The sequence below is a fragment of the Pseudomonas sp. DF11 genome (genome assembly GCF_058148565.1).
The window spans coordinates 630,144-655,978 of sequence record NZ_JBYVYN010000002.1; the positions used below are offsets into that span (position 1 = coordinate 630,144).

The following is a 25,835-nucleotide window of genomic DNA, read 5'->3' on the forward strand; positions in this document are numbered from 1 at the left end:
GGCGAGGGAGCTTGCTCCCGCTGGGCTGCGAAGCAGCCCCTTTGGTCTACGCGCGCTCTTTCAGATAGAGCACGGTGCCTGTTTTGCGACTGCTGCGCAGTCGAGCGGGAGCAAGCTCCCTCGCCACAAAAGCAGGCTCAGCATCGATTGGGCTCAGACGTATTGCGCGGCAGCGTATCCCGAAGCCCACGCCCACTGGAAGTTGAACCCGCCCAGGTGTCCAGTGACGTCCAGCACTTCGCCAATGAAATACAGCCCGGGGCTTTTCAGCGATTCCATGGTCTTGGACGAGACTTCCCGAGTGTCGACGCCGCCCAGGGTGACTTCGGCGGTGCGGTAGCCTTCGGTGCCGGCCGGGACGACGTTCCAACATGCCAGTTTCTCGGCGATGTCGGCCAGTTCCCCATGGGTGTATTGCTTCATGGGTTTGGAGACGAACCAGGTGTCGGCCAGCAGGTTGGCCATTTTCTTGGTGAATAGCTCGCCCAGCAACGTCTTGAGTTCGCTGTTGGGACGTTCGGCCTGTTGCTGTTGCAGCCATTGCGGCACGTCATGATCGGGCAGCAGGTTGATCTGCACCGTGTCCCCCGGCTCCCAGAACGAGGAGATCTGCAGGATCGCCGGACCGCTCAGGCCGCGATGGGTGAACAGGATGTTCTCGCGAAAGCTCTGGTCGTTGCAGCTTACCAGGCAATCCACCGATGTCCCTGACAGCTCGGTGCACAGCGCCTTGAGCTGGTCGGTGATGGTGAACGGCACCAGCCCGGCGCGGGTCGGCAGCAGTTGGTGACCGAACTGCTTGGCCACCTGGTAACCGAAACCGGTGGCTCCCAGGGTCGGGATCGACAGCCCGCCCGTAGCGATCACCAGGGATTGGCAGGCGATGGTGTCGAGGGTGGTTTGCAGCAGGTAGCCGCCGTCGGTTTTTTCGATCTGCGTGATCGAGGTGTCCAGATGCAGGTTGACGCCCGCTTGGTCGCATTCATCGAGCAGCAGGCCGAGAATGTCGCTGGACTTGTTATCGCAGAACAACTGGCCGAGTTTTTTCTCGTGATAGGGCACGCCGTGCTTGGCCACCAGGGCGATGAAATCCCACTGGGTATAGCGGGCCAGGGCCGATTTGCAGAAGTGCGGATTCTGCGAGAGGAAATTGCCCGGCTCGGTGTACATGTTGGTGAAATTGCAGCGTCCACCGCCCGACATGAGGATTTTCTTGCCGGCCTTGTTGGCGTGGTCCAGCAACATTACCTGCCGCCCGCGCGCAGCGGCGGTCAGCGCACACATCAACCCCGCGGCGCCAGCGCCAATGATCACGACTTCGGTAGAGCGCAAAACGGTGTCCTCTAATGTGTCAGCACAAAACCCATTGTGGGAGCGAGCCTGCTCGCGATGAGGCCGGTACATTCAACATTGATGTTGTCTGACAGTCCGCCATCGCGAGCAGGCTCGCTCCCACAGTTTGATCTTTGTTTGCCTGAAGATCGGTTACAGGATCCGCACCCGCAACGACCGCCCCTTGATCTTGCCATCGTTCAGGCGTTGCAGCGCCTGTTTGGCGATGCCGCGCTCCACGGCCACGTAGGCCTGGAAATCGAAGATCGCGATCTTGCCGACCTGGGCGCCGGGGATGCCGGCCTCGCCGGTCAGGGCGCCGAGGATGTCGCCGGGGCGGACCTTGTCCTTGCGCCCGGCGCCGATGCACAGGGTGCTCATGGCTGGCAGCAGAGGGCCGCCGCCCTGAGACTTGAGGTTGTCCAGTTGGTCCCAGCTCAGCGGCGACTTCTGCAGTTGCTCGATGGCTTGGGCGCGGTGGGCTTCGGACGGCGCCACCAGGCTGATGGCGATGCCTTTCTCGCCGGCGCGGCCAGTGCGGCCGACGCGGTGGATGTGGATTTCCGAGTCCCGGGCCAGTTCGACGTTGATCACCATGTCCAGGGCGTCGATGTCCAGGCCGCGGGCCGCCACATCGGTGGCCACCAGCACCGAGGTGCTGCGGTTGGCAAACATCGCCAGCACCTGGTCGCGGTCACGCTGTTCCAGGTCGCCGTGCAGGCCGACGGCAGAGATACCCTTGGACGTCAGGTGGTCGACGGTTTCCTGGACCTGTTGCTTGGTGAAGCAGAACGCCACGCAAGAGGCCGGACGGAAATGCGCCAGTACCTTGACCACCGCGTCCATGCGTTCTTCGGGAGCGATCTCGTAGAAACGCTGCTCGATCTGCGCGTCGGAGTGGAACGCCTCGGCTTTGACTTGCTGCGGGTTGCGCATGAACTTGGACGACAGTTGCTTGATGCCCACCGGGTAGGTGGCGGAGAACAGCAGTGTCTGGCGGCGTTCCGGGGTCTGCTGGATGATGTCTTCGATGGCGTCGTAGAAGCCCATGTCGAGCATGCGGTCGGCTTCGTCGAGGATCAGCGTGTTGAGGCCGTCGAGCACCAGCGAGCCCTTGCGCAGGTGCTGCTGGATGCGTCCCGGCGTGCCGACGATGATGTGGGCGCCGTGTTCCAGGGAGGCGATCTGCGGGCCGAAGGACACGCCGCCGCACAGGGTCAGGACCTTGATGTTGTCTTCGGCGCGGGCCAGGCGGCGGATTTCCTTGGCGACCTGGTCGGCCAGCTCGCGGGTCGGGCACATCACCAGTGCCTGGCAGCCGAAGAAACGCGGGTTGATCGGGTTCAGCAGGCCGATGCCGAAAGCCGCGGTCTTGCCGCTGCCGGTCTTGGCCTGGGCGATCAGGTCCATGCCCTTGAGAATCACCGGCAAGCTTTGCGCCTGGATCGGCGTCATCTGGGCATAACCGAGTGATTCGAGGTTAGCCAGCATGGCGGCGGACAGCGGCAAAGTATTAAAAGCGGTGGCAATGGTGGTCACGGGACTGGCCTGCAAAACAAAATGTCGCGCAGTGTAGCAGCCTCGTGCCACTTTCTTCGAAAGTTCTGGACGAGCTGTGGGGCCTCTGGCCGATCACAACTGTGGCGGGTGTTCAATCTGTGGCGACGGATTTTATCCCCGCTGGGCTGCGCAGCAGCCCCCAAAAGAGTGAATGCGTTCTGCCTGCCTTACCGAGGTGACAGCTCTGGGGCTGCTTCGCAACCTAGCGGGGATAAATCCCCTCGCCACAAAAGCTCGCCGAGCTCGGCTTAATGCTCGATATGCTCATCCGGCCGCTTGACCCGCCGCCCATCCTGTTTCGACAACTGGGAAAAAATCGTCGCCGCCAGCATCGCCATGATTCCCACCGTGACGAACGTCAGCTGGAACGCCCCCAGCACCGTCTCCACCCCGTCGTTGCCAACCTGGGCCGTAAAGCCGCCGAGCAAGGCGCCAGCGCAGGCTACGCCGAGGCTCAGGGACAGTTGTGCCACCACCGACAGCAGGCTGTTGCCACTGCTGGCGCTGGCGTCGTCCAGGTCGATCAGGGTCACGGTGTTCATCGCGGTGAATTGCAGCGAGTTGATCGCCCCCAGCACCGCCAGTTGTGCCAGCAGCAGCCAGTACGGTGTCTGCTCGCTGACCAGACCCATGCTCGCCAGCATGATGCCCAGGGCCAGGGTGTTGCCGGTCAGGACGATGCGGTAGCCCAGGCGTTCGATCAACGGCCGGGCCACGGACTTGGCGAACATGGCCGCCGCTGCCAGGGGCAGCATGCTCATGCCGGCCTGGGACGGCGAATAGCCCAGGGCCACTTGCAACAGCAACGGCACCAGAAATGGCAGGGCGCCGCTGCCCAGGCGGGCGAACAGGTTACCGAGGATGCCCACGGCGAAGGTCCGGGTCTTGAACAGCGATGGTGCGAACAGCGGATTTTCGACATGTCCGGCCCGCAGCCAATAAGCCGCCAGGCAGGCCATGCCGCCGAACAGCAGCAACATCACCCGCAAGTGCGGCAGGTGCAGTTCGCCGAGGCCCTCCATGGCAACGGTGATCAACACCATTGCCGCGCCGAACAGCAAAAAGCCCAGGCCATCGAACCGGGTGCGCTCGCTGCCGCGCAGGTCGGGGATGAACTTCCACACTGCATAACAGCCCATCACCCCCACCGGCAGGTTGATCAGGAAGATCCAGTGCCAGGTCAGGTACTCCACCATCCAGCCGCCCATGGTCGGGCCGATCAGCGGGCCGAGCAGGCCGGGAATGGTGATGAAACCCATGATCCGCACCAGCTCCGAGCGGGGGTAGGCCCGCAGTACCACCAGCCTGCCGACCGGTATCATCAGCGCACCACCCAGGCCCTGGATAACCCGTGCGCCGATCAGCATGCTCAACGAATGGGACAGGGCGCACAGCAGCGAGCCGAAACTGAACAACAGGATCGCGCCGAAGAAAATCTTCTTGGTGCCGAAGCGGTCGGCGATCCAGCCCGAGGCGGGGATCAGCAACGCTACGGTGAGCATGTAGGCAATGATCACGCCTTGCATGCGCAGCGGGTTTTCCGCCAGGTCACTGGCCATGGCGGGCAAGGCGGTGTTGAGGATGGTCCCGTCCAGGGACTGCATGAAGAAGGCAATCGCCACGACCCACGGGAGCCAGCGGGCGGTGACGGCGTCGAGCGGTGCGCGGTTGGGCATGGGACCTCTTGTATGGAGTGTTGATCAGGAACAGATGCTGCTGTTTTGAATGTAAGGACACTGCTCTTGTGGCGAGGGGATTTCTCCTGCTGGGTTGCGCAGCGCCCCCCAGAACGATCACCTCGGTGAATCAGGCAGAACTCATTCACCCTTTTGGGGTTGCTTCGCAACCCGGCGGGGATAAATCCCCTCGCCACAAGTCATCTCTTTTACAGGCTTGCGTTAGGGCTACAGTGTCAAGGTCAACCGCTTGACCAGCGCTCCCGGCAACAGCATCGAAGCCGTGGTCCGCTGGCTGTAGGTGCTGGCCGAAAGCAGCAGTTCGCGCTCCCGGGTCAGGCCTTCGAGTTGTGAGCCGAGCAGGCTGTAGACGCTGTCGTCGAAGCGCATGGTACTGACTGGCGCCACGATCTGGCCGTTCTCGACCCAGAATGTGGCGAAGCGGGTCATGCCGGTCAGGCGCGCGGCCGGTTGGTCCGAGTAGTTCAGGTACCAGAGGTTGCTGATGTACAGCCCGGTGCCGAGTTGTTCGAGGATGTGTCTTTGCTCCAGTTGTCCGCCCTGCATGTCCAGCGCGGTGGGGTATTCGTAGCTGCTGGCGCCATTGGCGGCAAGGCCGTATTCGGCGGCGCTGCGGGAGTTGACCAGCCGCGCATTGGCCGTGCCCTTGGCGATCAGCGCCAGGTCATCACGCGGATAACCTTCGTCGGAAAACGCCGGGCTCAAGGAGCCTCTGACCTGCTCGCTCAACCACACGTTGGGGCTCAAGCTGGCTTCGTTGGCGTAGAACTTCTGCAACGGGCTCTGCTTGCTGGCAATCGCCCGGGCCGAGAATCCGCCCCAACTGAGCATGCCCATGATTTCTTCCAGGGCGGCCGGTGCCAGGTAGGCGCGGTATTCGCCGGGCGCCAGCGTGCGCAGTGGTCGGCCGAGGAACGCCAGTTGCTCGCGGGCCTGCTCGAAGCGCCGGGCGAATCCTTTGCTGCTCCAGGCATGCCCGGCGTAGCTGGCTTTCACTGCCTGGCCGTTTTCATGGAACAGGCTGAAATCGAAGTTGAAGCTGTTGGCCTGATGCCAGCCGAACGCGCCCGAGGAACTGGCGAAGCCCCGGCTGATGGGCCCGGCGGCGTAGAAACCCACCAGGTCCAGGCCTGCGGCGGCGCGGGTGATTTCGGCCACGGCCTGCTCGGTATCCGGCAGCGGGTGGTCCTGCACGTTATGACTCTGCCAGTGGTTGGGATTGAGCAGCAGGTAGGGGTCGCGGGGCAGCAACGGCAAGGTTTCGCGCAGTTGTTGCAGGCCTTCGGCCAGGCGTTGCAGATCGGTCTCGGTATTGCCGGACAAGGTGATCTGCAAGTCGGCGTGGCGCCCGTCGTCGATCAATTTGAAACTGATATTGGCCTGTTGCACCTGCCCGGCCTGGCGCACCTTGCCGTGGTTGAAGCGCACGAAGGCCGAGGACTCGGCGGCGTAGCCGAGGGTGAACTGTTCAGGCTCATGCAGCGCAGCGCGCAGCCAGTCGACCAAAACCTTGAATGCCTCGGCCTGATTCTTGACGGTGCTCATATTTTCGGAGCTCATCAGGCATCTCCCCCAAACACATCAACGTTGCTGAACACACAAGCCGGCGAGGCATGGCCGACACGGATGACCTGGTTCGGTTCGCCCTTGCCACAGTTCGGCGTGCCGAGGACCTGTAAGGTGCTGGCGTCGCCCACAGCGCGCAGGCTCTTCCAGAATTGCGCGGAAATGCCCCGGTAGTTGGGGTTTTTCACCACGCCTTTGAGCTCGCCATTCTCGATCAACTGGCCCCATTCGCAGCCGAACTGGAACTTGTTGCGAGCATCATCGATGGACCAGGAGCGATTGGTACGCATCAGCACGCCGTGCTCGGTGCCCTGGATCAGTTGCTCCAGGGTCTGGTCGCCAGGTTCGATGTTCAGGTTCGCCATGCGGTCGATGGGCGGACGATTCCAGCCGCAGGCGCGACTGTTGGCGACACCGGCGAGGCCGGCGCGGAACTGCGACAGCGCACCGCCCAGCGGCCGCAGCAGCAGGCCTTCACGAATCAGGAACTGTTTGCTGGCGGCGGTACCGTCGTCGTCATGGCTGTAACTGGCCAGCTCCTCGGGAATGTCCGGGTCGAAGGTCACGTTCAGCAGGCTGGAGCCGTATTGCAGGTGGCCGAAGTCGCTGGCCTTGACGAAGCTGGTGCCAGCGTAATTGCGCTCGTCTCCCAGGATGCGGTCCAGCTCCAGCGGATGACCGATGGACTCGTGGATCTGCAGCATCATCTGGTCGGGCATCAGCAGCAGGTCGCGGGGGCCTTGCGGCGTGTTCGGCGCCATCAGCAATTGCAGGGCCTGGTCGGCGATTTTCAGTCCGGCGCCGATCAGGCCGCAGCGACTGATCACATCGAAGCCGCCCTGCTGGCCGAAATTTTCCCGCCCCAGGGTGCGGGTCTGGCTGTCGTGGCCATCGAAGGCGGTGACTTCCAGGGCCGGGTAGACGAAGCGTTGGGCCTGGCGCAGTTCAGCGCCGGCACTGTTGAGGTAGATCTGCTCGACCTGGGTCAGGCCGATGCTGGCCTGCCAGTTCACCAGGCGTTCGTCCAGGGGGACTGCGGCCGATTCGTCGCCGAGCAATTGGTAGCAATCGCTCAGGGCAGGGAAGGCCTGGTCGAAATTCGGCGAGAAATAATCAGCGCGGTCGCTAGACACCGCTTGCTCGCGCAGATCGAGCAGGGCGTGGGGCTTGAGCTGGCGAGCGTGTCGTTCGGCCTGTTCCAGCGCCGCTTGCAGGCCGGCCTGGGACAGGTCGTTGGTTGCGGCATACGCCTCGACGCCATTGACTCGCGCGGTGAGCATCGCGCCTTCATCACGGCTGAGGCTGGGCGGCTCGGCGACATTCTTGCGCACCGACAAATGCTGGCCGGACTCGCGCACGTAACGCAGGGAAAAGAATTCAGCGCCCGTGCGCAAGGCAGCAAAGCGCTGCTTGAGCTGGGGGTGGAAGTCGAACATGGAACCTCCTTGTCTGGAGTGGCGGTGCAGCGGCGTGTGGCGTATTGACGCGGTGGCTCTAGAGTAGGCCTGGGGTGGGGGAGGGATCAAGGCAGATGGGAATTTGGGGGGGCAGGTTGGACGCCATCGCGAGCAGGCTCGCTCCCACAGTGGATCTTTGGTGACCACAAAATCTGTGTCCGCCGCAAACCCTTGTGGGAGCGGGCTTGCACGCGAAAGCGGTGTAACAGGCAGAGAAGATGTTGGCTGTGAGGGCCCCCTTCGCGAGCAAGCCCGCTCCCACAGTTGATGGTTGTCGGGCACAAAATCTGTGTCCGCCGCAAACCCTTGTGGGAGCGGGCTTGCTCGCGAAAGCGGTGTAAGGGGCAGAGAAGATGTTGGCTGTGAGGGCCCCTTCGCGAGCAAGCCCGCTCCCACAGTTGATGGTTGTCGGGCACAAAATCTGTGTCCGCCGCAAACCCTTGTGGGAGCGGGCTTGCTCGCGAAAGCGGTGTAAGGGGCAGAGAAGATGTTGGCTGTGAGGGCCCCTTCGCGAGCAAGCCCGCTCCCACAGTTGATGGTTGTCGGGCACAAAATCTGTGTCCGCCGCAGATCCCTTGTGGGAGCGAGCCTGCTCGCGATGGCGGTGTGATGTCTTACTGTGCCATAGGCCCCACTTCACGCACCGGCTTGCCGCGCACCGGCGCATCACCAGCCACGTAGTACGGCGCAGTGCTGCGAGGCAGGGGGTTGCGGCCACGGATCTTGTCGGCGATTTTCTCCGCGATCATGATCGTCGGCGCATTCAGGTTGCCGGTGGTGATGATTGGCATGATCGAAGCATCGACCACCCGCAGCCCTTGCATGCCATGCACGCGCCCTTCGCCGTCCACCACCGCCATGTCGTCGGTGCCCATCTTGCACGAGCAGGACGGGTGGAAAGCGGTTTCGGCGTGCTCGCGGATGAACTGGTCCAGTTGCTCGTCCGTCTGCACCTCGATGCCCGGGCTGATCTCGCGGCCCCGGAATGGATCGAGCGCCGGCTGCTGCATGATCTCGCGGGTCAGGCGGATGCCGTCGCGAAATTCCTGCCAGTCCTGTTCGGTGGCCATGTAGTTGAACAGGATGCTCGGATGCTGGCGTGGGTCCTTGGACTTGGCCTGGATCCGGCCGCGGCTTGGCGAGCGCATGGAGCCCATGTGCGCCTGGAAACCGTGCTCCTTCACACCGTTGCTGCCGTTGTAGTTAATCGCCACCGGCAGGAAGTGATACTGGATATTCGGCCAATCGAATTCCGGACGCGTGCGGATGAAACCACCGGCCTCGAACTGGTTGCTGGCGCCAATGCCGGTGCCGTTGAACAGCCACTCGGCACCGATGGCCGGCTGGTTGTACCAGAGCAGCGACGGGTACAGCGAAACCGGCTGGGTGCAGGCGTATTGCAGGTACAGCTCGAGGTGATCCTGCAGGTTTTCACCGACGCCCGGCAGATCATGAACGACTGGGATGTCGAGGCTTTCCAGCAGTTTGGCCGGACCGACGCCGGAACGTTGCAGGATCTGCGGCGAGGCGATAGCGCCGGAGCACAGCAGCACTTCCTTGCGCGCCCGGGCTTCGACGCGCTCTTCGGCGGCGCCTACCAGGTAACGCACGCCGACTGCCCGTTTGCCTTCGAACAGGATCTTGTCGGTCAGGGCGTGGGTGACGATGGTCAGGGTCGAGCGCTTCTTGGCGATATCCAGGTAACCGCGCGCGGTACTGGCGCGACGGCCGTTGGGCGTGACGGTGCGGTCCATCGGGCCGAAACCTTCCTGCTGGTAACCGTTGAGGTCTTCGGTACGCGGGTAACCGGCCTGCACGCCGGCTTCGACCATGGCGTGGAACAGCGGGTTGTTGCCAGCCTTGGGCGTGGTCACGCTGACCGGGCCATCGCCGCCGTGATAGTCGTTCGGGCCGATGTCGCGGGTTTCGGCTTTGCGGAAATACGGCAGGCAATCCAGGTAGGTCCAGTCTTCCAGGCCCGGCAGCTTGGCCCAGTTGTCATAGTCCAGAGCGTTGCCGCGGATGTAGCACATGCCGTTGATCAGCGAAGAACCGCCCAGGCCCTTGCCGCGACCGCATTCCATGCGACGGCCGTTCATGTGCGGCTCCGGGTCGGTCTCGTAGGCCCAGTTGTAGCGCCGGCCTTGCAGCGGGAAGGCCAGGGCGGCGGGCATTTGCGTGCGGAAGTCCAGGCGATAGTCCGGGCCGCCGGCTTCGAGCAACAGGACGGTGACGCCTTCGTCTTCGGTCAGGCGGGTCGCCAGCGTGTTACCGGCCGAACCGGCACCGATGATGATGTAATCGAATTCTTGGGACATGAAATGCACCCTCTTTTTGAGTTGGGTTCAGGTCGCGGTTGCCTGTGGCGAGGGGATTTATCCCCGTTCGGCTGCGCAGCAGTCGTAAATCAGCGACTGGGTTTGTCTGAAGAATGAGGGGGCTTGAGAGGGGCTGCTACGCAGCCCCACGGGGCGGTGCGAGGTTTCGCTAAATCCCCTCGCCACAACGGCGTTCACTCAAGGCCTCGTCTCAGATCAGAACACCGACGCGTAATCGCCCAGTTCGACCTGTACCGATTTGATGCGTGTGAAGTTGTTCAGCGAGCTGATGCCGTTCTCCCGGCCCACGCCCGATTGCTTGTAGCCGCCAACCGGCATTTCAGCCGCGGATTCACCCCAGGCGTTGATCCAGCAGATGCCGGCCTCGAGCTGGTGGATCACGCGGTGGGCGCGGTTCAGGTCGCGGGTGACGACACCGGCGGCCAGGCCGAAATCGGTGTCGTTGGCGCGACGGATCACTTCTTCTTCGGTTTCATAGGTGAGGATGCTCATCACCGGGCCGAAGATTTCTTCGCGCACGATGGTCATCTCGTCGGTGCAGTCGGTGAACACGGTCGGGGCGACGAACGCACCCTTGGCCAATTCGCCGTCGGTCAAGCGACCACCGCCGCACAGCAGGCGCGCGCCCTCGGCCTTGCCTTTCTCGATGTAGCCCAACACGCTTTCCATGTGGGCGAAGCTCACCAGTGGGCCGAAGTTGGTGTTCTCGTCCTCTGGATTACCGATGCGGATGCGCGCCACGCGTTCGGCGATCTTGGCTTCGAAGGCGGCCTTGAGGTGGCTCGGCACGAACACGCGGGTACCGTTGGTGCAGACCTGGCCGGAGCTGTAGAAGTTGGCCATCATCGCGGTGTCGGCGGCGCGATCCAGGTCAGCATCGTCGAAGATGATCAGCGGTGACTTGCCGCCCAGTTCCATGGTCACGTCCTTGAGCGAAGAACTCGAGGCGCTGGCCATGACTTTCTTGCCGGTGTCGGTGCCGCCGGTAAAGGAGATTTTCTCGATGCGCGGGTGCTCGGTCAGCCAGGTGCCGACTTCGCGGCCGCTGCCGGTCAGCACGTTGAACACGCCCGCTGGAACGCCGGCTTCGGTGTAGATCTCGGCCAGTTTCAGGGTGGTCAGCGAGGTGACTTCGCTCGGCTTGAAGATCATCGCGTTGCCAGCCGCCAGGGCCGGGGCGGATTTCCACAGGGCGATCTGGATCGGGTAGTTCCACGCGCCGATACCGGCCACCACGCCCAGCGGCTCGCGACGGGTGTAGACGAACGACGTGGTGCGCAGCGGCACCTGCTCGCCTTCGATGGCAGGCACCAGGCCGGCGTAGTACTCCAGCACGTCGGCGCCGGTAACGATGTCGACGTAACGGGTTTCGGAATAGGCCTTGCCGGTGTCGAGGGTTTCCAGGGCAGCCAACTCATCGTTGCGCTCGCGCAGGATCTCCACGGCGCGACGCAGGATGCGCGAACGTTGCATGGCGGTCATGGCGGCCCAGACTTTCTGGCCCTTTTCGGCGCTGACCACGGCACGCTCGACGTCTTCTTTCGTCGCCCGCTGCACTTGGGCAAGAACTTCACCGTTGGCAGGGTTGATGGCTTCGAAAGTGGCGTCGCCGCTGGCATCGCTGTACGCGCCATCGATGTAGAGTTTTTGCAGTTCGAAACGGGCCATAAAGTCCTCGCAGGTGCATAAGTGGTTGGCTGGCCACCGAGCGTGTCGTCTATAGCTGACTACGCGATTCGGCGACGGTTCAGGAGCCGAGCGGTTCTGTGTGCTCTGATACCCCTGCCTTGGCCAGTTGGAAATCCATGTATTCGTAAGCGATCCGGTGCGCCTGGGCGGTATCGAACGCGTCTCCCGACAGCGCCCCGCGCAGCCACAAGCCGTCAATCAGCGCGGCCAGGCCCCGTGCCGCGCTGCGGGCCTCATCGAGGGGCAACACGCGGCGGAACTGGCAACACAGGTTGGAATACAGGCGGTGGTCGTTGATCCGCTGCAACCTGTGCAATGACGGGTGATGCATGCTGGTGGCCCAGAAGGCCAGCCAGGTTTTCATTGCCGGGCCATTGACCTGGCTGGCGTCGAAGTTGCCTTCGATGATCACCTTCAGGTGCGCCCGTGGGCTCGGGTCCTCGAGCGCCTGGCGGCGCGCGGTGACGTTCTCGCTCAGGACTGTCATCAGGTACTGGGCCGTGGCCGCGATCAGGCCATTCTTGTCCTGAAAGTAGTGACTGATGATGCCGTTGGAAACACCGGCCAAACGGGCGATCAGCGCAATGCTGGCGTCCCCCATGCCGACCTGATCGACCGCTTGCAACGTGGCTTCGATCAATTGTTGACGGCGGATGGGTTGCATACCGACCTTGGGCATCTAGCACATCTCCTTAGGCCATCCGGCGCACGAATGTCGTCTGCCGGAACGAAAGCCAGTCTATTTTGTTTTGATTGAACGTTCAATCAACAAAAACCAGGTTCTATGACAAGTCATCGCTGTCTGTCGGGATTGCACGTGTGGATGGCGCATGAAAACACGTGGAAAGCCGCGGTACAGGGGCGAGGACTTTCTTCGGGATGCCTTTATAACACTCGTCGGTTAGCGGTCGGCCAAAGGATTGCTCTGGTAACTGTGTGTCTTGTCCTTGTGCAATAGAGGGTTGGGAACACAGTCATCTGCATTCCGAGTCAGGCAGTCAGCACCACACAAACAAAAACGCCGCGAACATCTCGCGGCGTTTTTGTCTGTGGGCTCAGCCCAGGTTCTTGCCGAGCAGTGCGTGGTACAGCTCGCTGTCGCCCAGGATCCCGACGACTTTCTGGTTATCGTGGAGCACCAGTTTGTTGCCGGTCTGGTAGCGGATCTGCAAGGCGTCGCGCATGCCGATGTTGGAGTCCACCAGGGTCGGGCGACGGCCCAGTTCCTCGACGGCTTGGCCGGGTACCCAGTTTTGCAGGTCCAGCGCCGCGCCGTTCTGCCGGGCGCCCTTGATGGTGTTGCCTTCGGCCAGGTCGAGCCAGGAGTCGCCGCCCGGGTCCAGGCACACCGAACCGTTGATACGCTTGCAGTTGTCCAGGGTGCGCATCAGGCTGCGACCGCAGAGGACGTTGAGCGGATTAGTGTGGGCGACGAAGGTGCGCACGTAGTCATCCGCCGGGTTCAGTACGATTTCTTCCGGCTTGCTGTACTGGATGATCCGGCCGTCTTTCATGATCGCGATACGGCTGCCCAGCTTCAGCGCTTCGTCGAGGTCATGGCTGACGAACACGATGGTCTTGCTCAGCTTGCGTTGCAGTTCCAGCAGCTCGTCCTGCAGGCCTTGGCGGATCAACGGGTCAAGGGCGGAGAAGGGTTCGTCCATCAGCAGGATGTCGGCGTCCATCGCCAGGGCGCGGGCCAGGCCGACCCGTTGCTGCATGCCACCGGACAGTTCGTCGGGTTTCTTGTTGCGCCACTGGGTCAGGCCCACCAGCTCAAGCTTCTCGTCCACCAGCTTGCGCCGTTCCTTTTCCGGGCGGCCCTGCATTTCCAGGCCGAAGCTGATGTTCTCGCGCACTGTCAGCCAGGGCATCAGGGCGAACTTCTGGAACACCATGGCGATGCGCTTGGTGCGCATCATTTTCAGTTCAGCGGGGCTGCAGGACGCGATGTCGATCTGCCGGCCGTCGTGCTCGACGAACAGCTTGCCGCGACTCACGGTGTTCAAGCCGTTGATGCAGCGCAGCAGGCTGGATTTACCGGAGCCGGACAGGCCCATCAATACGCAGATTTCGCCTTTCTCGATGTCCAGGCTGGCTTTTTCCACGCCGACGATTTGCCCGGTTTTTTTCAGGATTTCGTTGCGGGTCATGCCCTGGTCGAGCAGTTTGAGGGCCTCGCGTGGATCCCTGGAAAAGATCACGTCGACCTGGTCGAAGCGGATTATGCTCATGCGTCACCCCCTACTTTGGCGTCGGGTTGCTTGCAGATTCGGTCGAGCATGATCGCCAGCAATACGATCGCCAGGCCGGCTTCGAAGCCCAGGGCGATATCAGCGGTGTTCAGTGCGTTGACCACGGGTTTGCCCAGGCCATCGGCACCCACCAGCGCGGCGATCACCACCATCGACAACGACAGCATGATGCACTGGGTGATACCGGCCGCGATGCTCGGCATCGCATGGGGCAGTTCGATACGCGACAGCAGTTGGCGACGGGAGCAGCCGAAGGCTTTGCCGGCGTCCATCAGTTCGTCCGGAACGTCGCGGATGCCCAGGTAGGTCAGGCGGATGGGCGCGGCAATCGCGAACACCACCGTGGAGATCAGGCCCGGGACCACACCCAGACCGAAAAGGGTCAGGGTAGGAATGAGGTAAACGAAGGTCGGTACGGTCTGCATCAGATCGAGTACCGGACGCATCAGGGTGTAGAACATCGGCTTGTGCGCGGCAACAATGCCCAGCGGCACGCCGATCAGTACGCAAACCAGGGTCGCGAACAGCACCTGGGCGAGGGTTTCCATGGTCTCTTGCCAGTAACCCAGGTTGAGGATCAGCAGGAAAGACGCGATGACGAATACGGTCAGGCCCCATTTGCGCTGGATGAAATGCGCCAGTAGCGCGATGAGGCCGATCAGGGCCAACGGGTTGAACCAGGTCAGCGCAAACGTCACGCCGTGAATCATCGTTTCCAGGAACAGCGCGATTGCGTCGAATGTGCTGGCGCCGTGTTGCGTCAACCATTCAACGAAGCCGGCGATGTACTGGCCTAAAGGTATTTTCTGATCAATGAGCATGGTAGTGAACGTCCGCATGCAAGGGAATAAACAGCCCGGGCGAGCGAACCCGCCCGGCATAACATAAGCAGTTACTGCGCAAGTTTGGCTTTCACGGCTTCCAGGCCAGGTTTACCGTCAATGGTGGTCACGCCAGCCAACCAGGTATCGAGTACCTGTGGGTTTTTCTTCAGCCAGGCCTTGGCAGCGGCCTCAGGCTTCATCTTGTCATCGAGCACGTTGCCCATCAGCTCGCTTTCCATGTCGACGGTGAACTCCAGGTTTTTCAACAGCTGGCCAACGTTGCTGCATTCCTGGCTGTAGCCCTTGCGGGTGTTGGTCGCCACGGTCGCGGCACCGAAGTCGGGGCCGAAGAAGTCGTCGCCGCCGGTCAGGTACTGGATCTTGAAGCGGGTGTTCATCGGGTGTGGCGCCCAGCCGAGGAACACCACATCGGTGCCACGCTTGGCGGCGCGGTCGACTTGCGAGAGCATGCCGGCCTCACTCGACTCGACGACTTTGAAGCCGGCGTCCTTCAGGCCGAAGGCGTTCTTTTCGATCATGCTCTGGATCAGGCGGTTGCCGTCGTTGCCGGGCTCGATCCCGTAGATCTTGCCGTCCAGTTCTTTCTTGAATTTGGGGATGTCGGCGAAGTCGTGCAGGCCTTTGTCATACAAGGCCTGGGGCACGGCGAGGGTGTACTTGGCGCCCTTGAGGTTGGTGCGCACGGTGTCCACGGTGCCGGCTTCGCGGTAGGCCTTGATGTCGTTTTCCATGGTCGGCATCCAGTTGCCGAGGAACACGTCCATGTTCTTGCCGTCGGCCAGGGACTTGTAGGTCACCGGCACGGAAATCATGGTGGTCTTGGTCTTGTAGCCCAGAGCGTCGAGCACCACGCTGGTGGTGGCGGTGGTCACGGTGATGTCGGTCCAGCCGACATCGGAGAAGTTGACGGTTTTGCACTGTTCGGGTTCAGCAGCGTTGGCCAGCATCGGAAGACTCAGCATGGCGGCCAACAACAACGACGTGGAACCTTTCATGGGTGGACTCCTGGTGTTTTATCGGCAGTGTCCTGTCAGGACAACCGCGCTTAATTGGATGTTGCGGTTGGTGGCGCGTGGGCACTCTCTGACACGCGGCCTTGCAAACGAGCCGTAACCGATCATGTACCAGTGCAAATCTGACGCCTACAGGGTGGGTCGTATCCAGTACAGGGATGGTCGCATCCAGTGTTGGTGACGTCGTTTACAGATTTTTTCCGCCCCTGGAGGACCTCTGACACGCAGAAAAACGGCGCAAAACCGGGGTCGGGAAGGGGCGGCGCTGCCAGGCATGATTGCGTCGGTGTCAGACGTCGCGCCCCCAGGTAAAAACCGGATGATGCGGCCATCCCGGCGTTGAGCGTAGCAGCTCCGTCACCGGACGCTCCTGCGCCCGGATGTGCCTGTTCTGGAGGTTATCGGCAATGGCAATCAGCGTTTTCGACTTGTTCAAAATCGGTATCGGCCCGTCCAGCTCCCACACCGTGGGCCCCATGCGTGCGGCGGCGCTGTTCGTTGAAACACTGAAGGCAAAGGCCCTGCTCAATGACGTGCGTCGGATCGAAGTGCAGTTGTTCGGTTCGCTGTCGGCCACCGGTATCGGTCACGGCAGCGACAACGCTGTGATCATGGGCTTGATGGGCGAGTGGCCGGACGCAATCGACCCGTCGCAGATCGGCCCGCGTATCGAGCGGCTGCGCGAAACCCAGACCCTGCTGCTCGACGGTCGCCTGCCGGTGCCGTTCATCTGGTCCCGGGACATGCGCCTGATCGACGAGAACCTGCCATTCCATCCCAATGCCATGACCCTGGTGGCCGAGGGCGCCAACGGCGAGTTGCACCGTGACACTTATTACTCGGTGGGCGGTGGCTTTGTCGTCGATCAGGCCCAGGCCTCCAGCGGCGTGGTGGATCTGGACAGCACCGAGCTGCCTTATGATTTCTCCAGTGCCGAAGAATTGCTTGAGTTGTGCCGTACCCACAACTTGCGGGTGGCCGAGTTGATGCTGGCCAACGAAAAGGTCTGGCGTTCCGAAGATGAGATTCGCAGCGGCCTGATGAAACTCTGGCGGGCCATGCAGGATTGCGTCGAACAGGGCCTCAAGCATGAAGGCATCCTGCCTGGTGGTTTGAATGTGCGCCGGCGTGCGGCCAAGTTACACCGCAGCCTGCAAGAGCTGAACAAACCCAACGTCATTGGCTCGACCCTCAGTGCCATGGAATGGGTCAACCTGTTCGCCCTGGCGGTCAACGAGGAGAACGCCGCCGGTGGACGCATGGTCACGGCGCCGACCAACGGTGCGGCGGGGATCATTCCGGCGGTGTTGCATTACTTCATGAAATTCAGCGAAGCGGTCACCGATGCCAACGTCGTGGATTATTTCCTCGGTGCGGCGGCCGTCGGGATCCTGTGCAAGAAGAACGCATCGATCTCCGGCGCCGAAGTCGGTTGCCAGGGCGAGGTGGGATCGGCTTGCGCCATGGCGGCGGCTGGCCTGGCGGAGATCCTCGGGGCCACCCCGGAACAACTGTGCAACGCGGCGGAAATCGGCCTGGAACACAACCTTGGCCTGACTTGCGATCCGGTGGGCGGCCTGGTGCAGGTGCCGTGCATCGAGCGCAATGCGATCGCTGCGGTCAAGGCCATCAACGCCGCGCAAATGGCGCTGCGCGGGGATGGTCAGCATTTCATTTCCCTGGACCGGGTGATCCGCACCATGCGTGATACCGGTGCCGACATGCATGACAAATATAAAGAGACCTCGCGCGGCGGCTTGGCGGTCAGTGCGGTGGAGTGCTGAGGCTGCCTTCGCCACAAGAACCTCAAATTGCTCGTAAAATGAACACCCATCCGCAAACGCGCCACCTTTTAGCGCGTCGCAAACAGACAAGACACCGGTTGTCGGGTTTGCCTCCATACGCCCCTCGACCGTCCGTCGTCCGTACCTGTGGTGATACTCGTCGCGCAAGCGGCGCAGCCCAGTTCCCACAAGTGCTACCGATCTGCTCACAGCCCGCTGTGACAGGTGCCTGCCGCCACTGATGGCGCTTATAACCCGCACTCGACACACGCCTTATATAGACAGGTCGCGATGTCGTTTTCAGGATTTATTGAACACGCATTCAATTTTAGGCATGGCAATTGCTCTATCCCGATAAAGCCCGTCTCGGCAAGAGAATGATGGCAATAACAAGAGCCTCCGCCTGAGGCCATTACCCGCTTTGTGTGAGGAGATACCGCGATGACGACGTCCAACTCCGGGGCTCAACCCCAGAACCGTGCGCCTCAATCCATCGGCTTTTTGCTGCTGGACAATTTCACGCTGATTTCCCTGGCGTCCGCGGTAGAACCGCTACGCATGGCTAACCAATTGTCCGGTCGCGAGCTGTATCGCTGGACCACCCTCACCGTCGATGGCGGCCAGGTCTGGGCCAGCGACGGTTTGCAGATCACCCCCGACGCCTCCATGCACAAGGCGCCGTCCCTGGACACCGTCATCGTCTGTGGCGGCATCGGCATCCAGCGCACTGTCACCCGTGAACACGTGTCGTGGCTGCAGAGCCAGGCCCGTCAATCCCGTCGCCTCGGTGCGGTCTGCACCGGCAGCTGGGCCCTGGCCTGCGCCGGCCTGCTGGACGGGTTCGATTGCAGCGTGCACTGGGAATGCCTGGCGGCGATGCAGGAAGCCTTCCCTCGGGTCTCGATGAGCACCCGTCTGTTCACCCTCGACCGTAACCGTTTCACCAGCTCTGGCGGCACCGCGCCGCTGGACATGATGCTGCACCTGATCAGCCGCGATCACGGTCGTGAACTGTCGGCAGCGATCTCGGAAATGTTTGTCTACGAGCGCATCCGCAACGAACAGGATCACCAGCGTGTGCCGCTCAAGCACATGCTCGGCACCAACCAGCCGAAGTTGCAGGAAATCGTCGCGCTGATGGAAGCCAACCTCGAAGAGCCGATCGACCTGGACGAACTGGCGGTGTACGTCGCCGTGTCCCGCCGTCAGTTGGAGCGGCTGTTCCAGAAGTACCTGCATTGCTCGCCGTCGCGCTATTACCTCAAGTTGCGGCTGATTCGCGCGCGGCAACTGCTCAAGCAGACGCCGATGTCGATCATCGAGGTGGCCTCGGTGTGCGGCTTCGTCTCCACCCCGCACTTCTCCAAGTGCTACCGCGAATACTTCGGCATTCCACCGCGTGACGAACGCGTAGGTTCCAACACCACGCAACAGGTGGCGATGATGCCGCTGCCACAGGCACTGGTGCTGTCGCCGCTGTCAGGCCCGCTGTCGGCGTTGAGCCAGGCGCGCAATGAGTCGACGTTTGCCAGTGTGAGGCTCTGAACCGAGGCGCCTGTATTCGCGAGCAAGCCCGCTCCCACATTTAACCGAGCTCCTTCAGGAAGAATACGGGCGAATGTGGGAGCGGGCTTGCTCGCGAAAGCGATCTATCAGGCGTTGTGGTTCTGCTGGTATTGCGCCAATGCCGGCAGCAATTGCTTATCGATCGCCTGGCGCACGGCCGGCAGGATGGTCGCACTGCTGGTGTACATCTTCTTGACCATCAGGCGCAGTTCATTGGCACGGGCCTGGTCCAAACCCCGCACGGCACACTCGCATGCCTGCTCGGCAGTGCAGCCGTTGGGTATTGGCAGCCCCAGGGCCTTGAGCTGGCCCAGCAGGTCTTCCTGGTCGATCAAATCGGCGTGCATCATGACGCTTTTCCTTGTTCAGGGATTGGGGTCGTGTCTCGATTCTGGTAGCCACCCGAAGCGGCGGCAAGGGCAAATGGTCGCCATGTCATGAATGACTATGGAGGCGTCGTTTTCGGCTAACTTGCGCGGGCCTGGACTGGGCACACTGACCCCAAGCTGATTCACGATGGTTTGGTCACCCTCGCGCGACAGCTCCTCCAGTAACGCACCTGCCCCGATCCTGTCACGGCTTGATCGGGGATTTTTTTGCCTCGGTGAATCAGGGGGAGATGGGTTGCCGGAAAGACCGCTATCGCGAGCAGGCTCGCTCCCACATTGAATTTTGTGAACGGCACAGAACTCTGTGGGAGCGAGCCTGCTCGCGATGAACGATGACGCGGTCTACCTTTGCAACACCAGAATCCGCGACAACAATTCATCCCGATCCACATAGCACCCCTGGAAATGCCGAGCCCCGGTAGCCGGGTCGAAAGCGTTGCGGGCATGGAGCGTGCGGCGGTTGTCGAAACACCAGAGCTGGCCGGGTTCGAGGCGCTGTACCAAACGAAATTGTGCCTCGCGGGTCAGGGCGATGAAGCGGCGGTAGGCGCGGTAAAGCCTGGGCATCTGCTCGACCGAGGTGTCGAACGGCCCGCGCAGGAAGTTCGCCATGCGGATTTCCGCAACCTGTCCCAGGGCATCCAGGGCGATGATCGGCGCCAGGCAGCGGTAGTCACTGTGGCGGTCCTTGTTGCGAAACTCCACCGGGATTTCACACAGCGCGGCAAAGGCCTCGGGATCTTCCTGGCGCAGGGCCTCGGCGATGGCGAAACCGTCGACAAAAATGCTCTCGCCACCTTCGGCGTCATTCACCAGGCAATGCAAAAACTGCAGCCCCGGCTGCAACTCCCGGGTTGGCAGATCGCTGTGCAGCGGCAGGTTGAAAGCGGTGTAAGCGTTGCTGTCGGCATCGGCCTTGGATTGCACGTTGAACAGCACGCCGAAGTTGCTTTCGCGGATGAACGAAATGCGTTGGGCGATCAGCTTCAGCGAACCGGGTTCGGTGGGCACGCCGCGCACTTGGGTCAGGCCGATGTCACGCACCGCCAGCAGCCATTTCAGCAAGGCATCGGCGTCGTCCATCAGCGCCTGGTAATCGAATACCGGCAATTGCAGGTCGTGCCGCCACAGTTGGCTTTTGGGCTTGTTCGCCAGGCGTTCGGCCCGGGATTGGTCGTCGTAGGCGTGGGCGCGCAACCAGCCCGGGTCGAAACGGCTCTGGTGGCCGTCCTGCCAATCCACGCACAGGCAACCTTGGTCGTCGAGGCGGGTTGCGGCGGGTGCCAAGTCTTCGGGTACATCAATGATCTCCAGCACCTGCTCGCGGGTGACGCTGTAGACGCATTGGGGGCAAGGGCAGTTGTCCCGCAGCCATTGATGATGAAAGGGGCTGGTCCGACCGTCGGCCCAGGTGACTTGCACCCGGTCGGCCAAGGGCCTTGCGGCGGTCAATGCGAAGATCAGGGGATAACGGCGGAAGTCGGCAAAAGCGGCAGCGGTGTTCATGGCGATCTCCTGTTCGAGGCTTATCGGGCGGGCGGCAGGGCGATGACCCGACCGATGTACGCCGGAGGCGGCAGATCGGCTTGTTGGTCGAGCAGGGCTTTGAGGCGGTCCAGGGTCGGTTCTGTAAAGGGGGCCGAGCGCGGGCCGGCCAGGTCGACGTGCAGCAGCATTTGCTCGTTGCCAGCCAGCTCTTTATCGCCGCCGACCAGATGCAGGCTGTGGTAGAGGTGCAGGCGCTTGGCGTCGTGGCCGATGATTTGCGTGTGCACCTCCACTTCGGCGTCGAGCTTCACTTCGTGCAGGTAATTGAGGTGCAGTTCGAGGGTGAATAGCGAGTGGCCGCTGGCTTCGCGGTTCTGGCTGTCCATGCCGAGCCGGTCCATCAGCGCGTCGGTGGCGTAGCTGAAGATCAGCAGGTAGAAGGCATCGCGCAGGTGGCCGTTGTAATCGACCCATTCCGGGAGGATGCGGGTTTGGTAGGTGGTGAGGGTGGGCATGATCCGGGTTCCGACAGTTGTGGTGACTGGGCTGGCGCTATCGCGAGCAGGCTCGCTCCCGCAGGGATTTGGCGGTGTGAACACTATTTATTTCACCCAGAAAATCCCCTGTGGGAGCGAGCCTGCTCGCGATGAGGCCAGATAGGCTGGCCCCAAAAGCCAAGGGTTACTCGGTGAAGGCCATTCCGTGCTTGGCCTTGGTGGTCTTCACCGCCTCCAGCACCGCCAGCAGGCAATCATCACGATAGCGCTCCAGGGCCGAAATGCTGTGGCTGCCCAGTTGCTCGCTGGTCCCTTCCACTACATCGTCGATCAGCTTCTCGGTCAGCTCCGGCGCCGGCAGATAGGTCCACGGCAACTGCAACGCAGGGCCGAACTGGGCCATGAAGTGACGCATTCCGGCATCGCCGCCAGCCAGGGTGTAGGTCAGGAATGTGCCCATGAACGACCAGCGCAAGCCGGCCCCGAAACGGATCGCGTCATCGATTTCCCCGGTGGTGGCCACGCCATCGTTGACCAGGTGCAGGGCTTCGCGCCACAGCGCTTCGAGCAGGCGGTCGGCGATGAAACCGGGTACTTCCTTGCGAACGTGCAGTGGTCGCATGCCGAGGGATTCGTACACCTGCATCGCCGCCTGCACGGCCTCGGGCGCGGTGTTTTTGCCGCCCACCACCTCCACCAGCGGCAACAGGTAGACCGGGTTGAACGGGTGGCCGACCACGCAGCGTTCCGGGTGGGTGGAGCCCTCGTAGAATTCGCTTGGCAGCAGCCCCGACGTGCTGGAGCCGATCAGTGCGTTCGGCTTGGCGGCGGCGCTGATCTGAGCGTGCAGCTCGAGTTTCAATTCCAGGCGTTCGGGCGCGCTCTCCTGGATGAAATCGGCGTCGCGTACGCATTCTTCGATGGTCGCGACAAAGCGCAGCCGATCCTGCGAGGCGCCCGGGGCCAGGCCTTGTTTTTCCAGTGCGCCCCAGGCGTTGGCGACGCGTTTACGCAGCGCCGCTTCGGCGCCGGGTGCCGGGTCCCAGGCGACCACGTCGAGGCCATGGGCCAGGGCGCGGCTGACCCAGCCGCTGCCGATCACACCGCTGCCCAGGGCGGCGAAGGTTTTGATGTCGGTGATAAAGCTCATGGGTGATTTCCTGAGAGTGTCGATGATCTAAATGTGGGAGCGAGCCTGCTCGCGATGGCGCAATGTCAGTCGGCACATCAGTCGCCTGTTGCACCGCTATCGCGAGCAGGCTCGCTCCCACAGGGAAAGGTGCCGGTTGGGCTCAGCCGCGCTGGGTCAAGCCCATCTTCTTGCGCCCCTCAGCCGGTGTGAGCACCCGCGCCCCGAGGCGGCTGAGGATTTCGCTGGCGCGCTCCACCAGTTGGCCGTTGGTGGCGAGAACGCCTTTGTCCAGCCAGAGGTTGTCTTCCAGACCGACCCGTACGTTGCCGCCCAGCAGTACGGCCTGGGCCGCCATCGGCATTTGCATGCGGCCGATGCCGAAGCCGGCCCACACGGCATCCGCCGGCAGGTTGTCGACCATGGCTTTCATGGTGGTGGTGTCGGCCGGTGCGCCCCACGGGATGCCCAGGCAGAGTTGGAACAGCGGATTGTCCAGCAGGCCTTCCTTGATCAGTTGCTTGGCGAACCACAGGTGGCCGGTGTCGAAGATTTCCAGCTCGGCCTTGACCCCCAGTTCGGTGATGCGCTTGGCCCCGGCCCGTAGTTGCGCCGGGGTGGAGACGTAAATGGTGTCGCCGTCGCCGAAGTTCAGGGTGCCGCAATCCAGGGTGCAGATTTCCGGCAACAGCTCCTCGACATGGGCCAGGCGAGTCAGCGGGCCCACCAGGTCGGTGTTGGGGCCGAACTCCATCGGCCGCTCACCTGCACCGATTTCCAGGTCGCCGCCCATGCCGGCGGTGAGGTTGACGATGATGTCGACGTCCGCTTCACGGATGCGCTCCATCACTTCGCGGTACAGCGCCACGTCACGGCTGAACTTGCCGGTCTGTGGGTCGCGGACGTGGCAGTGGACCACCGTGGCCCCGGCCTTCGCCGCCTCGACGGCGGCGGCAGCGATCTGTTTCGGGGTGACCGGTACGTGAGGGCTCTTGGCGGTCGTGTCGCCAGCACCGGTGAGTGCGCAGGTGATGATGACGTCGTGGTTCATGGTGCGGATTCCTTCAGGCGTGGTAAGTCACTGCGCAGCCGTTTGGTGCTGCGCAGATGGATGACGGTTATTCAGTTGCTGGTCAGTTTCAGGTTGTCGGCAGCGGGCTTGCCATCGAAGGTGGTCACGCCTTCGAGCCAGCGCTGTTTATCTTGCGGATGATCCTTGAGCCATTGCCGGGCCGATTCCAACGGGTCCTTGTGATCCAGCAGCGGCTGCATCATCCGGCTCTCATCCTCGGCAGTGAATGTCAGGTTGCTCAGCAAGCGTCCGACGTTCGGGCATTGCTGGGCGTAGTCCGGCGCGGTGACGGTCCACACGGTGGCCATGCCTTCGTTCGGGCCGAGGGCGTCGTCGCTGCCGGTGAGGTAGGTCATTTGCACGTTGACGTTCATTGGATGCGGTGCCCAACCAAAGAACACCACCGCTTCCTTGCGTCGCACGGCGCGATCCACGGCGGCGAGCATGCCGGCCTCGCTGGACTCCACCAGTTGGAATTTGCCCAGGCCGAACTGGTTCTTGGCGATCATGGCCTTGATCTGGGTGTTGGCGCCGGAGCCGGGCTCGATGCCGTAGATCTTGCCGCCCAGTTCCTTCTCGAACTTGGCGATGTCGGCGAAGGTCTTCAGGCCCTTGTCGGCCAGATAAGTCGGCACGGCCAGGGTCGCGCGGGCGTCCTTGAGGCTGGGTTGTTCCAGCACCTTGACCTGCTTGGCCTCGACGAACGGGGTGATGGTCTGGGTCATCAGCGGGTTCCAGTAGCCCAGGAACAGATCCAGGCGCTGGTCGCGGATGCCGGCGAAGATGATTTGCTGGGAGGCGCTGGTTTGCTTGGTCTTGTAGCCGAGGCCGTCGAGCATCACCTGGGTCAGGGCGCTGGTGGCGATGACGTCGGTCCAGTTGACCACGCCCAGGCGCACGTTCTGGCACGCGGCGGGCTCGGCTGCCATGGCGGCGCCATTGAGGAAAGTGGTACCGCAAAGTGCAAGAACGCAGGAGCTGATCAGTCGTTTCATGTCGGGTTCCTCGGCAGCTTATTGTTATGGGGTCCGGAGTCTGCGCGCCGGTGATGCCAAGTTACGCAGCCCCGAGCGGGGCAAAACGCACAGCGGCGACGTGCTCTTGCACTGCAGCGACCTGTGCGCTTGAACACCGCTTGCAACTGGCGTATCAAGGTCCGCACGCTACCCGTCAACCGAGTGCGCTCCATGTCCCAGGATTTCTACTTCTTGTTGATGCCGGGTTTCTCGGCCATCGGCTTCATTTCGGCCATTGAGCCGTTGCGGGTGGCCAATCGTTTTCGCGGCGAGCTGTACCGCTGGCATGTGCTGAGCGCCGATGGCGGGGCGGTGCTGGCGAGCAACGGCATGTCGGTCAACGCCGATGCCGCACTGGAGCCACTGAAGAAGGGCGCGACCCTTTGGGTGGTGGCCGGGTTCGAACCGCTCAAGTTCATGACCCCGGCGTTGGAGCGCTGGCTGCATCGGCTGGATAACGAAGGCGTGACCCTTGGCGGCATCGACACCGGCAGCGTGGTCCTGGCCGAGGCGGGCCTGCTGGATGGGCATCGCGTGACTCTACACTGGGAAGCGATCGAGGCGTTCAAGGAGTCTTATCCACAGCTCAGCGTGACCCAGGAGCTGTTTGAAATCGACCGTCGCCGCATCACCTGCGCCGGCGGCACCGCATCCATCGACTTGATGCTGGATCTGATCGGCCAGGCCCATGGTTCGGAATTGGCGATCCAGGTCAGCGAACAGTTCGTGCTGGGGCGCATCCGGCCACGCAAAGACCACCAGCGCATGGAAATCGCCAGCCGCTACGGCATTCGCAACAAGAAGCTGGTGCACGTCATCGGCGAGATGGAAACCCACAGCGAACCGCCCCTGAGTACCCTTGAACTGGCCGAGTCCATCGGCGTTACCCGCCGCCAGCTCGAGCGCCTGTTCCGCCTGCACCTGAACGACACCCCGAGCAATTTCTACCTGCGCCTGCGCCTGGAGAAAGCCCGGCAGTTGCTGCGCCAGACCGACATGAGCGTGCTGGAAGTGAGCATTGCCTGCGGTTTTGAATCACCGTCGTACTTCACCCGCAGCTATCGGGCCAGGTTTGCGCGCTGCCCACGGGAGGATCGGCGGCGGCTGAGCGTTTAACATTGATGTCGCTAGTACTCTTTCC

Annotated in this window: 20 protein-coding genes; 3 read left to right on the forward strand and 17 right to left on the reverse strand. The window is 62.4% G+C overall.

The window, feature by feature from the left end; translation table 11 throughout:
• Window positions 1-153: 153 nt before the first annotated feature.
• The 11 genes from AC30D9_RS09555 to AC30D9_RS09605 all read right to left on the reverse strand — a co-directional run bounded on the left by AC30D9_RS09555 (window position 154) and on the right by AC30D9_RS09605 (window position 15,735).
• Window positions 154-1,332 carry a BaiN/RdsA family NAD(P)/FAD-dependent oxidoreductase gene (locus tag AC30D9_RS09555; protein WP_134926168.1) on the reverse strand — a complete coding sequence of 393 codons (1,179 nt, stop codon included), beginning with the start codon at window positions 1,330-1,332 and terminating at the stop codon, window positions 154-156.
• Window positions 1,333-1,485: 153 nt separating this feature from the next.
• Window positions 1,486-2,823 carry an ATP-dependent RNA helicase DbpA gene (gene dbpA, locus AC30D9_RS09560; RefSeq protein ID WP_233459556.1) on the reverse strand — a complete coding sequence of 446 codons (1,338 nt, stop codon included), beginning with the start codon at window positions 2,821-2,823 and terminating at the stop codon, window positions 1,486-1,488.
• Between the two features lie 317 nt (window positions 2,824-3,140).
• The gene (gene mdtD, locus AC30D9_RS09565) at window positions 3,141-4,568 is read right to left on the reverse strand and encodes a multidrug transporter subunit MdtD (protein ID WP_134926167.1); all 1,428 of its coding nucleotides are present in this window, start codon (window positions 4,566-4,568) and stop codon (window positions 3,141-3,143) included.
• Window positions 4,569-4,796: 228 nt separating this feature from the next.
• Window positions 4,797-6,134, reverse strand: a complete 1,338-nt coding sequence (locus tag AC30D9_RS09570) for a TldD/PmbA family protein (RefSeq protein ID WP_490143992.1) — start codon at window positions 6,132-6,134, stop codon at window positions 4,797-4,799.
• Between the two features lie 14 nt (window positions 6,135-6,148).
• A complete protein-coding gene (locus AC30D9_RS09575) occupies window positions 6,149-7,591 on the reverse strand; it encodes a TldD/PmbA family protein (RefSeq protein WP_490143936.1) in 1,443 nt (480 codons plus the stop codon).
• Between the two features lie 635 nt (window positions 7,592-8,226).
• The gene (gene betA, locus AC30D9_RS09580; protein WP_490143937.1) at window positions 8,227-9,930 is read right to left on the reverse strand and encodes a choline dehydrogenase; all 1,704 of its coding nucleotides are present in this window, start codon (window positions 9,928-9,930) and stop codon (window positions 8,227-8,229) included.
• A gap of 216 nt (window positions 9,931-10,146) precedes the next feature.
• Window positions 10,147-11,619: a betaine-aldehyde dehydrogenase gene (gene betB / locus AC30D9_RS09585; RefSeq protein WP_307576600.1), complete on the reverse strand. Its 1,473-nt coding sequence runs from the start codon at window positions 11,617-11,619 to the stop codon at window positions 10,147-10,149.
• A 79-nt stretch (window positions 11,620-11,698) separates the two neighbouring features.
• The gene (gene betI / locus AC30D9_RS09590; RefSeq protein ID WP_134926163.1) at window positions 11,699-12,319 is read right to left on the reverse strand and encodes a transcriptional regulator BetI; all 621 of its coding nucleotides are present in this window, start codon (window positions 12,317-12,319) and stop codon (window positions 11,699-11,701) included.
• 376 nt (window positions 12,320-12,695) lie between these two features.
• The gene (gene choV / locus AC30D9_RS09595; RefSeq protein WP_134926162.1) at window positions 12,696-13,874 is read right to left on the reverse strand and encodes a choline ABC transporter ATP-binding protein; all 1,179 of its coding nucleotides are present in this window, start codon (window positions 13,872-13,874) and stop codon (window positions 12,696-12,698) included.
• The gene (gene choW / locus AC30D9_RS09600) at window positions 13,871-14,716 is read right to left on the reverse strand and encodes a choline ABC transporter permease subunit (RefSeq protein WP_003206355.1); all 846 of its coding nucleotides are present in this window, start codon (window positions 14,714-14,716) and stop codon (window positions 13,871-13,873) included. Before choW ends, choV begins: the two co-directional genes overlap by 4 nt.
• 71 nt (window positions 14,717-14,787) lie before the next feature.
• On the reverse strand, window positions 14,788-15,735 hold the full coding sequence (locus tag AC30D9_RS09605) for a choline ABC transporter substrate-binding protein (protein ID WP_307576596.1): 948 nt from the start codon (window positions 15,733-15,735) through the stop codon (window positions 14,788-14,790).
• A gap of 425 nt (window positions 15,736-16,160) precedes the next feature.
• Here AC30D9_RS09605 and AC30D9_RS09610 point away from each other — a divergent pair, with 425 nt between their 5' ends.
• Window positions 16,161-17,537, forward strand: a complete 1,377-nt coding sequence (locus tag AC30D9_RS09610; RefSeq protein ID WP_134926160.1) for an L-serine ammonia-lyase — start codon at window positions 16,161-16,163, stop codon at window positions 17,535-17,537.
• A gap of 441 nt (window positions 17,538-17,978) precedes the next feature.
• A complete protein-coding gene (gbdR, locus tag AC30D9_RS09615; protein ID WP_039590608.1) occupies window positions 17,979-19,082 on the forward strand; it encodes a choline metabolism transcriptional regulator GbdR in 1,104 nt (367 codons plus the stop codon).
• A 107-nt stretch (window positions 19,083-19,189) separates the two neighbouring features.
• Here gbdR and AC30D9_RS09620 read toward each other — a convergent pair whose 3' ends face one another.
• From AC30D9_RS09620 to AC30D9_RS09645, 6 genes are all read right to left on the reverse strand, one after another.
• Window positions 19,190-19,453, reverse strand: a complete 264-nt coding sequence (locus tag AC30D9_RS09620; protein WP_490143938.1) for a hypothetical protein — start codon at window positions 19,451-19,453, stop codon at window positions 19,190-19,192.
• A gap of 381 nt (window positions 19,454-19,834) precedes the next feature.
• Window positions 19,835-20,998, reverse strand: coding sequence for a gamma-butyrobetaine dioxygenase (locus AC30D9_RS09625; protein ID WP_490143939.1), 1,164 nt, complete (start codon window positions 20,996-20,998; stop codon window positions 19,835-19,837).
• A gap of 20 nt (window positions 20,999-21,018) precedes the next feature.
• Entirely contained in the window at window positions 21,019-21,495 is a 477-nt protein-coding gene (locus AC30D9_RS09630; protein WP_490143940.1) for a thioesterase family protein, read from the reverse strand.
• A 166-nt stretch (window positions 21,496-21,661) separates the two neighbouring features.
• Entirely contained in the window at window positions 21,662-22,627 is a 966-nt protein-coding gene (locus AC30D9_RS09635; RefSeq protein WP_307576589.1) for an L-carnitine dehydrogenase, read from the reverse strand.
• Between the two features lie 142 nt (window positions 22,628-22,769).
• A complete protein-coding gene (cdhC, locus tag AC30D9_RS09640) occupies window positions 22,770-23,657 on the reverse strand; it encodes a 3-dehydrocarnitine:acetyl-CoA trimethylamine transferase CdhC (RefSeq protein ID WP_109755052.1) in 888 nt (295 codons plus the stop codon).
• A gap of 71 nt (window positions 23,658-23,728) precedes the next feature.
• On the reverse strand, window positions 23,729-24,673 hold the full coding sequence (locus AC30D9_RS09645) for a choline ABC transporter substrate-binding protein (protein ID WP_134926155.1): 945 nt from the start codon (window positions 24,671-24,673) through the stop codon (window positions 23,729-23,731).
• A gap of 192 nt (window positions 24,674-24,865) precedes the next feature.
• Here AC30D9_RS09645 and AC30D9_RS09650 point away from each other — a divergent pair, with 192 nt between their 5' ends.
• Window positions 24,866-25,810 (forward strand): GlxA family transcriptional regulator, encoded by a 945-nt coding sequence (locus AC30D9_RS09650; RefSeq protein WP_490143941.1) that lies wholly within the window; start codon window positions 24,866-24,868, stop codon window positions 25,808-25,810.
• The last annotated feature ends 25 nt before the right edge of the window (window positions 25,811-25,835 follow it).